The sequence below is a fragment of the Kitasatospora sp. NPDC059722 genome (assembly GCF_042733235.1).
Lineage (GTDB): Bacteria > Actinomycetota > Actinomycetes > Streptomycetales > Streptomycetaceae > Kitasatospora.
The window spans coordinates 71,165-84,441 of the sequence record NZ_JBHWGD010000009.1; the positions used below are offsets into that span (position 1 = coordinate 71,165).

Annotated in this window: 6 protein-coding genes; all 6 read right to left on the reverse strand. The window is 68.9% G+C overall.

The features are described from left to right. Positions 1-101 precede the first annotated feature (101 nt). The 6 genes from ACFV4F_RS07970 to ACFV4F_RS07995 all read right to left on the reverse strand — a co-directional run bounded on the left by ACFV4F_RS07970 (position 102) and on the right by ACFV4F_RS07995 (position 13,206). Entirely contained in the window at positions 102-3,746 is a 3,645-nt protein-coding gene (locus ACFV4F_RS07970; protein WP_380500897.1) for a WGR and DUF4132 domain-containing protein, read from the reverse strand. Positions 3,747-3,972: 226 nt separating this feature from the next. Further along, entirely contained in the window at positions 3,973-4,197 is a 225-nt protein-coding gene (locus tag ACFV4F_RS07975) for a hypothetical protein (RefSeq protein ID WP_380500899.1), read from the reverse strand. 19 nt (positions 4,198-4,216) lie between these two features. Then, a complete protein-coding gene (locus ACFV4F_RS07980) occupies positions 4,217-6,286 on the reverse strand; it encodes an Hsp70 family protein (protein ID WP_380500901.1) in 2,070 nt (689 codons plus the stop codon). After that, complete coding sequence (locus ACFV4F_RS07985; RefSeq protein WP_380500903.1) at positions 6,283-6,705, reverse strand: hypothetical protein; 423 nt, start codon at positions 6,703-6,705, stop codon at positions 6,283-6,285. Before ACFV4F_RS07985 ends, ACFV4F_RS07980 begins: the two co-directional genes overlap by 4 nt. 274 nt (positions 6,706-6,979) lie before the next feature. Next, a complete protein-coding gene (locus tag ACFV4F_RS07990) occupies positions 6,980-8,671 on the reverse strand; it encodes a hypothetical protein (RefSeq protein WP_380501036.1) in 1,692 nt (563 codons plus the stop codon). Positions 8,672-9,411: 740 nt separating this feature from the next. Further along, entirely contained in the window at positions 9,412-13,206 is a 3,795-nt protein-coding gene (locus ACFV4F_RS07995) for a ricin-type beta-trefoil lectin domain protein (protein WP_380500905.1), read from the reverse strand. Positions 13,207-13,277 lie beyond the last annotated feature (71 nt).

The following is a 13,277-nucleotide window of genomic DNA, read 5'->3' on the forward strand; positions in this document are numbered from 1 at the left end:
CAGACCTCGGCGGGCGTCCGCTGGAACTGCTCCTCGACGGTGGTGGTCACGGCGGCTTGCCCCGAGTGGTTCGCGTGGCTGTCGTTGGGGGTGGTGCGCCGTCACGGCGTGGTCAGCTCGGTGAGGTCGGCGATCACCTCGGAGGCGATCACCGGGTCGAGCTCGGCGAAGGTCGGGAAGGTGCGGTTGTGGGTCCAGTAGTCTCCCGGGCGCCTGTCGAGCCACACCGTTTCCACCCGCTGCTCGGGGTACGAGTGGAACATGCCGACGGCGATGCCCTCCTCCGGGGCGATCACCACGTAGAGGTCGGGCCCGACCCGGCGGGACAGCCAGCGCTCGACGCCGTTGTCCTCGGGGTTGCCGCGCTGCCAGCCGCGCCGTTCCATGCCGACCAGCCGGGTGGTGGGCAGCACCGGACCGTTCTCGAAGCGGGTGAGGCGGTGTCCGGCCCGCTCCTCGTTGGTCAGCGTGTACACCGGGCGGCCGAGCTGACGGAATGGCTGCAGGATCTCGTAGTCGGCGAACAGCTCCGACCAGTCGGCGAGGCCGTCGCCGAGCAGGAGCGGGTGCGCCAGCCGGACGGAAGCTGTGGCTGGCAGCGCGACCGCCTCGTCCCGGACGTCAGCCAGGGTGCGGTCCTCGGCGACGTGGAACGCCGTCACCGTGCCGTCCGTGTCGGACAGCCACACCAGGCGGCGCACCAGGTGCCACAGCAGCGGATGCCCGACGAAGAGCTGGTCGAACTCCTCCGCCGTCCATGAGCGTTGGGTGATCATCGCCTCCTCCAGGCGGCGGATCTGGTCCCCCGCCACCGTGCGGACGTCCTTCTTGAGCGCGGCGAAGCGCTTGCGCTCGGCGGGCGCCAGCTCGGCGTCGTCCCGTGCCCCCGGGGCGGGCAGGTCCTTGCGGCGGGCGCCGGCCGGGTCCAGCACGTACGGCTTGAGCTGTTCGTCGAAGCCGACCGTGAACGTCCGGGTGCCGTAGTCGATGACGGTGGTCCCGTTGGCGTCCAGCCCGAAGTCCGGGACGAGGCGGTCGGACAGCTGCTCCCCGGTCAGGCCGAGACCGACTGCCACTTCGGCGATCTTCTCCTGGGCGCGGGTCTTGAGGGCCTTGAACTTCACCCGCTGTGCGATGCCGTGCAGGTGCAGTAGGGCCGTGTCGGTGCCGATGGCTGCCAGCACCTCCAGGCCGTCCACCGCACGGTGGTGGGCCCCCTCGCCCGGCCAGGCGCGGAGCACCGGCGTCAGCCGGCGGACCGTATCGTCGTCACCGAAGCGGCCGAGCACGTGCAGCGCCCACCCGTCCTGGGCCGGCATGCCGGCCAGCCGCCACTGCTCGAACACCGCCCAGCAGAACTCCGTCAACGACCGCGGCTCGCACAGCAGGGCCACCTCGTCGAGGCCCGGGTAGAACGCCCCGGGCGCGGACAGCGCGAGCATGGTGAGCACGTGCCGCACCGCCTCGGCGGGCAGGGCGCCCTCACCGCCGCGCAGCAGCAGCTGCGGCAGCATCACCGGCTCCGCCCAGTCGCAGGGCGGGGGCAGCTTCGCCGGGAGCGCGGTCACCAGCGGGTCGGCCGACAGCAGGGCGCCCACAGCCTCCTCCGCCTTCGGCCCGTACTCGGCGGCCACCGCGCGAACCGCCGCCGCGCCGTGCGCCTCGGCGATCACCCGCAGGGCCTGCTCGGCGCCGAGCCGGGCCGCCCCGGCCTTCCCGAGCGCGGCGGGCACCAGCAGCCGGGCCGCGTCCACGCCGTGCCGGGTGAACCAGGAACGCGCCGTGCTCCCGGCCGACTTGAGGCGCACCAGCCAGTCCACCATGGTCTCGGCCACCCGGGCGTCCAGGTACGGAAGCAGCAGGGGCGCGTGCGTGGCCGGATTCCCCACCGCTGCGGCCCGGATCGGTTCGACGGCGTCCCTCCCGAAGCGGGCGGCGACTCGGCGCAGGGAGTCCCCGGAGTGCCAGATGCGCTCACCGACGCGCCACTGCGCGAGCAGGGGCCGGGCCAACTCCTCGTCGCCGTACGCGAACAGCGCGAGCTCGGCGTGCTGTCCGCCGCGCAGGCGCACGTCCTCGGGTTGCCCGATCCTGGCCCGGATCGTGGCCGCGACCCGCTGCCAGTCGTCGTCCGACCAGCTCGTGTACCAGGACTCGGAGGTCGCCGCCCACGCCTCGCGCTCACCCGGCAGCCACCGCATCTGCGCTTCCTGCGGCGCGCTGAGGCCGGTCAGCACGCGGGGCTTGCCGGCGGAGCGCGGCCGGGTCCACGGCGGGCTGGTGAACAGCTCCGGCAGCGAGCCGGGGCCGACCTCCGGCACCCGCTCGCCGAGGTCGGTGAGCGGCTCGACCAGGGCCGCCTGCTCCGGCGTCAGTTTCGGCAGCAGTTCGAGCGCGGTCGCGCGGTGGACGGCGACGTGGCCGGTGAGGAGCTGCCGGGCGAGCTGCTGCGCGGCCGGGTCGGTGGAGGCCGCCGCGGCCTCGGCGAGCAGGCGCAGGGCACGCCGGGGGAAGTGGCGCAGACCGGCCATGAGGGCGGCGCGGGTGGATTTGATGCCGTCCTGCTGGGTCAGCAGCCCCCGGAAACCCTCGTCGGAGGGGAGCTCGGCGAGCGCGTCCAGGATCCGCTTCTTGCCGTCCTTGTGGTGGTAGCTGGTGGTCAGGTCGTGCAGCATCACTGGTGCCGCGTCGCCGCCGAGGCCCTCCGCCACGGTCGCGATGATCTCGGTGGACCAACCGTCATAGCCCAGGCTCGGCAGCGGGGGGAGCTTCTCGAGCGGTTCCGCCGAGGAGAGCGAGCACAGCAGCATCGACCACTCGACGGCTGCCAGTCGGGAGCCCGACGCGACGCACTCCTCGACCCAGGCGGTCTCGGACGGCACCAGGTACGCCGTCACCACCAGGCGGGTCAGGTTGTTGCGGCAGCCCGCCAGGGCCTCGACCGCCGCGCGGTGGGTCTCCTCGTCGCAGTCCGCCAGCAGCGACCGGACCCGGTCCGCGGCGGGACGGTACCGGCCGTGCCTTTGGTTGGCCCCGCGCCGGACGCGGGGGTGGACGGACCTCTGGTGGATCCAGTCGGTCTCGACAGCCGTCGTGAACAGCTCGACGGTGGCCCTGGCCGCGAACGGAAGGCCGAACTCCGCCACCCAGGCATCCACGGCCGCGCGGATCCCGTTGTTGCCGGGATACGAGAACACGGCGGCGAGCACCGCCGCACCGAGCGGGTCCCGGCTGCCGGACTGGTGGGCGCGGGCGGCCGCGACCAGCTCCGGGTCACTGCGCTCCGAGGTGAGCGTCTGCTCCAGCCAGTCCCCCATCTGCCGCAGCCCGTCGCGGTACGAGGTCACCGGTTCCTTCCCCGGCACGGACGGCTTCCGGGGAATGCCGCCCCGGCGCGGGATCAGGGCCCGACGCCAGGCGTCCGGCATGACGAAGACGTCCTCGTCCTCGGGACCGGAGGCCTCGGCCGTGGGCGCGGACACGCCGGGCTGTGCCACGGGCACCGGATCCGCCGCTGCACCCGGCCTCGTGCTCGCCCCCGCACCGATCTCGCGGTAGCCCTTGCGCTCCTTCTCGGCGACCACCTTGGCGAAGTGTGTCTGCGCCTCATCCACGGTCGGGAACGCCTTGACCTGCTCCCGCCCGTTCGTACCGGACCGCCCGTACCGCACGGTCACCGCGACACCGTCGACCGCGGCCTCCCAGAACTTGTCCGAGCCGCCCTCGACGAACTCCCAGCGCCGCACAGCTCCGCCCCTCTCCTCGAACTGATGATCAGGAGGCGAACGTTAGCGAGCCCCACCGACAAGTCCCCGGCCGACCGCCCCCGCATTCACCTCCCCGTCGAAGTCACCGTGCGCGGGCGCCTCGTGCCTCAGCGAGCGGCGTACACGTCCTGGACGTATCGGTCGGCGTCGATCAGTGACTGGAGCCACGTCTCGGCGTTGTCCTCCCGCACGTCGGAGGTGTGGCTCAGGTGGAGGGCGCGGAACGCGGCACGTACGCCGGGGCCATGCGGGCGCCATCGCCGCGGACGTAGACCTGGGCCCCGGCTTCGAGCAGGGACCAGACCTCCTCGTCCTCCGCCGCGATGCGGTCCTGGACGAAGCGTGCGCCCGTCACCGGCTGCTCACTGAAGGCCGGGCGCAGCGAGACCGAGCCTTCCTGCAGCTTCGGCCACGGCCCCCGCCACTGCATCGGCGACACTCTCAGCGCGTCACCTCGGCCGGGTGGGTGCTGCCGGATTCGGTACGCGCCAATTGAAGACCCACACCCCCTGGGAGTGAGTGGCTCCAAGGACCCGCCCCGTATTCCGGAGCCAAGGGTTGGCCTTCTGGAACGGGGCGAAGTTGTCGTTGGAGATGATGACCCCATTGACCTCGTCAGCGATGCTGATCACCAGTGCGTCGCCCCGGCCCTCGGTCCCGGCCGGGGGCTGCACAACCTCGCCGTTGGCGATGGCAGCCTCAACCTGGAGGCGCTCGTCGGCGGACACGTCGTGGCGCAGTGTGGCGTCGACCACAATGTGAATGTCGCGGTCGGGATGCTTGAACCGCAGTGACCGGATCGCCGCCTCCAGTGCCGCGAAGCTCGGTTTGCCGCCCGCTGTGCGTGGGGGCCGGCCGTTCCAAGCAAGGTTGGAGCCGTCCACGATGAGCGGCGGAGCTTCGGTGCTTGCGTGGGTTGTGCGAGGTGAGGAACGCGGCGGGGCGGGCTTGGGTGCCCCGTCCCCCTGGTCGTTGGGCCGGGCTTGCTTCGGGTGGGTCGGCGTGGCGGCGGGCCGGGCGGCCGGGGCGAGGGTGAGTAGGCGGTCGAGTTCCTTCTTTACCTCCGGCAGGACGTTCCCGTCGCCGAACACCTTCACTTCTCCGTCGAGGACGACCTCTCCGGTCTTCTGAAGGGTCGCCTTGACGGTCAGCAGTCCTTCCTTGCTGTAGGTGTACTCCAGATCGAAGACCCTATCCTCGCCTGTGAACGGCCGGGGGTACGTGAGGACGAGGTCAGCCAGTTTGACGTTGTCCGGGTGGTCTACATCGCGGTCCGGGTCTCCCTCCCAGACCTCCACGGTCAGGCGGGAGACGTTGTCCTTGTGCGGTTCGTATGACTTCATGCGCTGCTGGGGCAGACGCATGTTCCGGTCGATGAGGGCGCTGAATCCTCGCCGACCCTCGCGGTCCTTGGTGATCGTGCCGAGGGCGTGTGTGTTGACCACACGGATGATGCTGTTCAGCTCGCCGTCCATGGCCGCCGCGCTGATCGCGGCTCCTTCGGCCACCGCAGTCATGGGGTCGCACAGTGCGGTGTCGACGAGTTCGCAGTCGAGTGCTTCGGAGACCGCGGTGCGTACCGCTGGGATTTGGCTGCTGCCACCGATCATCAGTACGGCAGTGAGATCCCGGGGGTCGATCCGAGCCTGCTCCAGGCATTCTTCCACGGGATCGAGCGCACGGCTGATGAGGTCCTGGATGGCCGCGGAGAACTCGTCCTGTCCGATCTCGACGAGGGCCCCGTCAGGCGTCTGGACGCCGACCGACTCCTGATGGGAGAGCAGGATCTTGGCCCGCTCAATGTCAAGGGCGAACATCCGCTTCTCTGAATCGCTCCAGCGCCCGCGAGCGGGCGCCCGGTCGAGGACCATGCTGCGCAGCCGAGCGTCGATCTCCAGGCCGCCGAGGCGGCTCACTCCTCGGCTCGCCTTTTCGTCGAAGAAACCGTCGTCGTGCAGGAGCAGGGTGGCGTCCATCGTGCCGCCGCCCCAGTCGAAGACCAGGAACTCGCCGTCGACCTCCATCTCGTGGGCGTAAGCGATCGCAGCTGCCGTCGGTTCGTTCAGCAGCGTGCGGACCGTGATTCCGGCGGCACGGGCTGCCTCGCGCGTGCGGAACCGGGCCGCGCCGGTCGCGTTGGCGGGCACCGTGATGACGGCCTCGCGGATCTCGGTGGCGGCTTCCTCCTCGGCGGCCCTGGCGATGGCGTGGAAGACGCCGGCCGCGGCGGTGGTCGCAGCGAACCGTTCACCGCTCAGCTTGACGAACGGTTCCTCCCGCAGCATCCGCTTGCACGCCTCGACGGCCTGTTCAGAACGGAGCTTCGCCTCCCAACCGAATAGCGTGCCCGGCCGCAGGGAACTCGTGCCGACAACCGACGGGTAGAGCAGCTCGAAGCCCCTGCGCCTCCAGTTGGCGTCCAGGCCTTGCCCGCCGATCTCCAGCAATTCGACGTACTCGCCGTTCCACTGTGCGGCGACAGAGTTGGTGGTCCCGAAGTCAATTCCGGCTGCCGTCATGCTTCCTCTCCCCAACCCGTAGCAGCGGGGCCGGCGACGCGCCGGAGTTGTCCCGCAAGAATGACTTTCCCTGTCAACTCGTCGACGTATGCCGGACTCAGCAACTCGAGAGCGTCTCCCGCGCCCTCCGTCACTACGAACCGGTCGCTTGATTCTGGTTCCGTGACTCGCAGCAGCCGCAGTTCTCGCAGATGTGCGCTCATCGCACTCTCGACCACCTCGGGGCTGTCTCCGGCGCGGGACCGAAGCAGCGCGTCGATTTCGGCGAGGCGTCCGGCAAATTGGGCGCGCGTACGGAATTCGTCCAGCACCGCCTTGCGCACGGCCGCGGCAAGCACCCCAGACGGCGGCACCTCGTCGGACCCGGCAGCCTCCAGCGCCTCCGGGACGCGTTCCACAACTCCCTTGATCACCGTCATCGCGTCGATCGGGTCGGGACGGACGGGAGAATCACCAGCGCTCGTCCGCACCGACTCGGCCGAGGGCTGGGAGCCCCGTTTCCTGTGACGCCTCAGGCCCCCAGGTTTATGGGGTGGCTCCGAACTCCTTGCACCGGTCGGTACCCGGCCGCAGGCTGGGCAGCGGAGGCGGGTTCGCTCGCTCCTGGGAGACTTCTCATTCTTTGCAGACATCAGGCTCGGCTCTGCTTTGTTCGGGTAGGGGCGGTGAACCAGGAAGCGGACGTCGCAGCGGTCATCGCGGGGAACTGTGGCGGTCGAGATGGGGGGCAGTAGTCCGGAAATCGTCGAGGAGTTCGACGGCGGCGCGGGCACGGATGGCCTCCAACTCGTCGGCACTTGTCATCGGGGTCCGGCGGGACAGGGCTTCCACCGGAGGCACAAGATGTCGCGGCACCTGAGAGGGCATGACGTACCGCGGCGGGTCAAGTGGCAACCGGTAGAAGACATCCCAGCCCGCCTCTTCGCGCAGCGCGCCACGAATACGGTCCTCGGCCAAGTTCAGAGCTGACTGGGCCTTGGCATCTCCCTCGTGGTGACGGAATATCTCCCGGCAACGTTCCTCCCAACCGTCGGCACCGTGATCCAGACCGATTTCAAGGAACGGATTGCTGAACGGGCTGCGGTCGTTCCGCTTCGTCCCCCTCCACGCGCGCAGGAGCCGGAGGTTCCGTTCGGCTGCGGCACCGCGCTGCGCCGCAGCCTTCTCGGCGTGTTCTTCGGCGGAGTCGAGCAGTTTCTTCCGTGCTACAGCCGATTCGAGCGTCTCGCTCTGTTGCATGGCCGCGTACGCGGCGATGGCATGCCCCTCCTGGACCAGCTCTGCGGGGACCTTCCGGCCGCTACCGCCGCGGGTGAGGGAATGCGCCTGAAGTGCCGCCGCCTCCGTCTCGCCGGCCCTGACCAGGTTGTAAGCCCGGTTCGCGGCGACGAGTGCGTAGAAGGGACTGCGTCCGGCGTCGATGAGCTCCTGTGGCTTCCACAGAGTTGCCATCAGGCGCCAGAGCCCGCGGTCCTCAACCATGCTTAGCGGCCATTGACCGGACACAGCGCCCGACTTGAGATCGCGCAATTCGATCTGCTGGGCTCGGGGCAGAGCCACGTCAAGCGCATCGAGAGCGGTTGTGTCTCCGTCCAGTACGACGTCGTACAGGAGGTCCCACAGATCGTCCGGTTCCTGCCGGATGAGCGTCTCGCCGCTCATGAAGGCCTGTCGGCGTAGATAGGCCTGCCAGCCGAGCCGTCGCGCCTCCTCATCGGTAGTCTTCTCCGGTACGAGGCGCGCATGCAGATAGAGACTCTCATGGTCATCGCGTGCTTGCCAGGGCACGTCCTCGGCCAGGAGACCACCACGGTCTATCAGATCGTCGATGACGGTCAGCGGAGCCCAGGCGAGAAGCCCGTCCAGGAAGCGGTTGGGGATGGGGATCGCGCCACGGGTGGCCGCGGTCGCAAAGAGGGAGTATGCGGGACCGCCTGTCACTGAGAGGGCACGCTTGCCGACGAGGTCCAGGCTGGGCGCTGTCGAACACAGCAATCGGTACCGTTCCAGGCCCGCCTCGTTGATCCAGCGCACTCCGGTGCCCCAGAGGTTGCGCATGTGGCCGAGGACCGACGCCGCCGACAGGTGGCTTAGCCCGGTCTGGACCGCGGGCAACAAGACCTCGCGGTCCGGATCCCCTCCGAGCGCCCGCGTGAGTACTGCCCTCTCCGTTTCGGGTATACCGGCGAGCGCCACCATCTCCGAAAGCATTGCCAGCACGGCTTCGACGGCCTCGCTGCCCCCGACACCGAGCCAACGCCACTTGCGCAGGACGAAACCGCTCACACCCGAGGGACTCTGCCCCTCCCGGCGTTCATTTGCCCGTGTCAGGCGCTCTCGTTCCACGGCCTTCGCCACTTGCCGGGCGGCGACCGGGTCCGTCATCTCGTGCACAGCCGACAGGCTACCCGCGCGGCCTGACAATCCATCTGGTCTCGTACGTATCGTGACCTTGGCGAGAGATGGTTCGGGATCGCTGGCAGAGCGCCGTGGAGCAGGGTCATTCTCCGTACTCCCTCAACAGCTTCTTCATGCTGCCCGGGCAGTCCAGATGAACCCCACCGACACCCGCTACGACCAGCACGTCTCGGATCCGGGACGCCCTCATCAACGCTGGGTACCACTCGCCTTCCTGGCCGCGATGGCGGCAGCGGCGTCAAAGGGGGCTGCAGAAACGGTTCCTGCCCCATGGTTGACCTCACCGTGACAGAGATCTGGCGACTCCTGGCAACTGGCCGTCCGCACGGCCCGCGTCCGCCACGGTGCTCGCCCCGCGCTCATTGCCTTGAACTGGTCCATCGGGCGACGGGAACGCCAGGCCGTCGCCCGCCGCTGCCACTATCAACGCCGGCTGCACACGATCGAGGGACGGTCTCATCAAGACCGCCCCTGATGGAGCACCAGCCCACTACACTCCATCGCGCAGCCCTCTGAACAGGCAAAACGTCGAAGTCGTGCTGGAGTACTACTTGGCAGAGCCCAGGTTCTCAGGCCTGGTTATGGAGCGCTGTTCGTTCGGGCTGTGCAGGGTCGAGACGAAGAACTCAGGGCGAGGCTCCGGGAGTTACTGGAGCCTCGCCCTGCAGGTATTTCCGCCAGCTCACCTTATGCGGGTGGTGGCTGCGCTACGGGGTGCGTTCGCGTGCGATGGTCCACTGCTGGTTGGCCTGCAGGCCGGGGCAGTTCCAGATTCCGAGGCGGGTTCCCTGGTCGGTGGCCCATCCGGGTAGTTCGAGGCATCGGCCGCCAGGGTTGGCCGCGTCGACGGTGGCGGGAAGGTAGATGCGGCCGTCGGGGCGCATGGTCCACTTCTGGCCGTCGGTGCCGTTACAGGTGGTGAGGATGACGCGGGTGCCGTTGGCGAGGGCGTTGTCCTTGGTGGAGAGGCAGTAGCTGCCAGCGCGGATGGTGCCGTCGGTGGCGAAGTTGAATCGCTGGTTGACGGTGTTCCAGCAGTTGTAGATGGCGAGTTCGGCGCCGTCGCGGGGACCGCCGGAAGCGTCCATGCACTGCGAGCCGACGCTGTTGGGGTGGACGGAGAAACTTGCGTCGGTGTAGCCCGCGTTCTGTGGCCCGTCGAGCTTGTCGACCTTGCCGGCGACGCCGCTGGGGTTCAGGCCGGGGTAGATCGTGATGGCGTTCTTGGTGTCGACGGCCCAGAGCGAGACGTTGTCGCCGTTGTAAAGGGTCGCGGCGCCGATACGAGGGTAAGTGGCCGCGGGCACTGGGGTGGTGGTGAGTTTGATTCCCTTGTCGGGCGCGGTCAGCGCGGAGTAGTCAACGGATCCGTCGGTATTCCAGCCGAGCGGGTAGGCGTAGACGTCGCCGGTGATGCGGTTGCGCGCCCACAGCGTGGGCTGGTTCGTGGCCGCAGTCGCCGCGGGAGCCTTCGGATTGGTCGTGATGCCGTTCGCGGCACCGGGGTTGATCAATTCAAGGTCGCTCCAGCTGCCGGAAGCGGTGGGGATGAGTGTTGCGCTGCCGAAGGCGTTGCCGGACGGGTTGAAGATGTAGAGCTTGTTGTTCTCCAGGGTCATGACGGAGGTCTGCTTGGTGAAGACCGTCTTCGTCGGATCGCCGACCTTGGGACCCACGGCCTCGCCCTTGGGAGTGCCGAAGGCGATCACCTGCGAGACATCGCTCCAGTCCTGCGAGTTGTAGCCGTCGCAGGCAGTGTTGGTGGTGCCGTAGATCATGCAGGCAGGCCGCGCTGGCGTGATGGGCGTGAGCGTGTCGAAGTGCCCGCCGCCGTCGTTGGTCAGGATGTACAGGACGGATTTCAGCGCGGGCGCGTTGTCCTTGGTGTAGTGGGCGACGAGCTGGTCGACGGGCTGACCGACGGTGAAGGCGCCGCGGTGGCTGATCTGGTAGTCGGCCCAGGTGGCGCCGTAGTTGTTGTTGCCGGGCGCGGCGGCGGCGGGAGCTGCGGTGGAGGAAGCCGGGTCGGAGGTACCTCCGATGATGCGCAGGTCGCCGTTCTTGTCGCTGAGGACGATGTCGGCCTTCTGGTCGTTGTCGATGTCACCGAACAGGGGCTGGGTGCCGGGCTTCCAGGGCACGTAGAAGTTGTAGATGGCGGGCTGGCTGTAGTTGCCGGCGTTGTCCATGGCCTGGGCGTAGAGGGTGTTGGTGCCCCACTGGTGCGGCTGGTAACTGTATGCCTGACCGGCCGGCAGGGTGCCGTTGTCACCGCACTTCCAGCCGACCACCACGGTCGAATCGGTGCTCACGCGCACACAGGCGACGCCGGAGGCCTGTAGGCCGGCACCCGGGGACGGGTCGTCGGCGTTGATGGTGAACGTGCCCCAGTCGTTCATGTACTTGGCCGGGGTGGGGTTGGGGGTGCCGGACGGTGGGAAGTCGGTGGAGCTGATGCTGACGCGGGGGTTGGTCTTGTCGACGCGGAAGTAGCACCAGGCGCTCTGCGGCGAGGTGAGGAGGCCGTCGGCGGACTGGGCGTACCAGCCGTACTGGTGGCCGTCGCTCAGGGACCCGACAGGCAGGGTGTAGCCGGGGTTGTTGTAGCTGCCGAGCCAGCCGCCGTTGTTGCTTCCCAGGCTGAAGTTGGGGTCGTTGTCGTCCCACAGGTGGAAGCCGGTGTAGAGGTTTTGGCCGCTGGGTGAGTAGCTGCTGGCGGTGAGGTTGATGTTCTGGTTGCTGCCGACCCAGCCGGGGTTGTCCCAGGGGTGGGCGCCGCCGGTGGTGCACTCGGCCTTGCTGTTGTTGCTCGCGAAGCCGGGCGCGGGGATGGTGTGTGGGCTCCACACGGTGGGGGTGATGTCGTAGGTGGTGGTGACGCTGGGGTTGCTGGCGATGGTGTGGCGGTACTCCTTGGTCCACTCGGTGTCGCTCGGGGCGATGCCGATGGTCCAGGTCGCCCACTTGCCGTTGGCCGCCTGCTTCATGATGTCGGTGACGTCGACGGCCATCGGGCCGGAGCCGGTGATCGGCTGTCCGCCGACGTAGGAGCAGCCGCCCATGACCTGGTTACCGTTGTCGTTGCAGGGCTGCTGGTACCAGTTGGTGTCCCCGTTGATGCCGGTGGGGGCCCAGTAGACGCCGAGGTTGGTGGTGGTGCTGGGGCTGGAGGCGCCGGTGACCTGGGCGTTGAGGGTCGATGTGTACAGGGTCGGCGGGACCTCCGCACCTCCGACCTGGGTGTAGATGGCTGGGTTGACGCCGAACTGGAAGTACGCCCGCTGCCGGCCCGTGTTGCCGCAGTCCAGGCTGGGGTCGGAGCTGTGGTAGCCGCAGAATCCGGTAGCGAGGTTGGACTTGGTGTTCCAGTTCTTCGCGCTCTTGTAGTTCTCCTGGACCTCGACGGAGCTCTGGGTGTAGCTGGTGACGGCGGTGAGCGTCGGGTCCAGGTACCAGGGACCGGTGCCGGAGCCGAGAGCCTTCTGGTCAGGGGTGAGCTCGATCGCATCACCCGTGACCCTGGTGCTGATTGCGGCGATGTTCGCGCCATCGCCCGGAGCCTCGGCCGTCGACGGGACGGTTCCTGCGGGCACGGGCGCCGACTCGGCGGCAGGTGCTGCGGTCAGCGCCGTGCGGGCGTACGACCTGGAGGCGACGGCCGAAGCTGAGGGCGCGGGCTTGGCGGAGTCCCACTGCAGGGGGGCGGGGGAGCGGAACCGCAGGCCGCCCTTGTCGTCCTTGACGTCGATGCTGCCCTTGTCGTCGGAGGCGACCGTCAGGCCCTGGGCGGTGAGCGGGAAACGCAGGGTCTTGAGCGCCGGGTTGGCCGCGGCCTCTGCCGTGCGCACGACGATGACGTCGCGCCAGCCGCCGACCGGCAGGGCGGTCACCTGGAGGTCCACACCGGGCAGAACGTTCGCGTACGTCGCCGTGTCCCCGTTCAGGGCCGGCTTTGGCAGAGCGAACGGGGCGCCCACGGACAACGTCTTGCCGTCGGCCGTCGCCAAAGTGGCCATCGGACCGCTGCCGCCTCCGGAGAACATCAGCGCGGTACCGGCGACGGCCGGGCTGATCGAGCCATCGGGATTCTGGCGAAGGGTGGAGTCGATGTCGGCCCAGCCGCCGGCCTGCTTCACCCGGACCGGCAGCGCGTTGTCCGTCGTTGACAGGGTGCCGTTGGGGTTCGCCACGGTCTTCGACGCCACATCGGTCATCGCGTCCACAACGACCGGCTTGCCCGTGGACTTGGCCTTGGCGAGGGCATCGAGCATCGCCTGCTGGAGCGGCGTGCGAGGCGGTGCTGGCTTGGTCGGAATAAGCGGCGCCGTGCCGTCGAAAGGCCCGTGCACGGGCGGTGTGGCCGAGTCGGCGGCGAGTGCGGACGGCGCGGCGATCAGGCCGAGGCTGAGGACGCACCCTGCGGCGAGTGCGGTCAGACGAGTGGTGCGCCTGCGTATCGATGGTGGTGGTGTGTGCGCGATTGTCCGTGGCGTGGTGGACATGATGCCTTTGTGAGTCCCTCCCGGTCGGCAGACGCCGTCGTGGGTCTGCGTTCGGATGGGAACGATGTGGC

Bases quoted from the DNA above. Each gene is read 5' to 3' on its own strand.
- ACFV4F_RS07975 (WP_380500899.1), bottom strand. From the start codon at position 4,197: ATGCAGTGGCGGGGGCCGTGGCCGAAGCTGCAGGAAGGCTCGGTCTCG.
- ACFV4F_RS07980 (WP_380500901.1), bottom strand. From the start codon at position 6,286: ATGACGGCAGCCGGAATTGACTTCGGGACCACCAACTCTGTCGCCGCA.
- ACFV4F_RS07985 (WP_380500903.1), bottom strand. From the start codon at position 6,705: ATGACGGTGATCAAGGGAGTTGTGGAACGCGTCCCGGAGGCGCTGGAG.
- ACFV4F_RS07990 (WP_380501036.1), bottom strand. From the start codon at position 8,671: ATGACGGACCCGGTCGCCGCCCGGCAAGTGGCGAAGGCCGTGGAACGA.
- ACFV4F_RS07995 (WP_380500905.1), bottom strand. From the start codon at position 13,206: ATGTCCACCACGCCACGGACAATCGCGCACACACCACCACCATCGATA.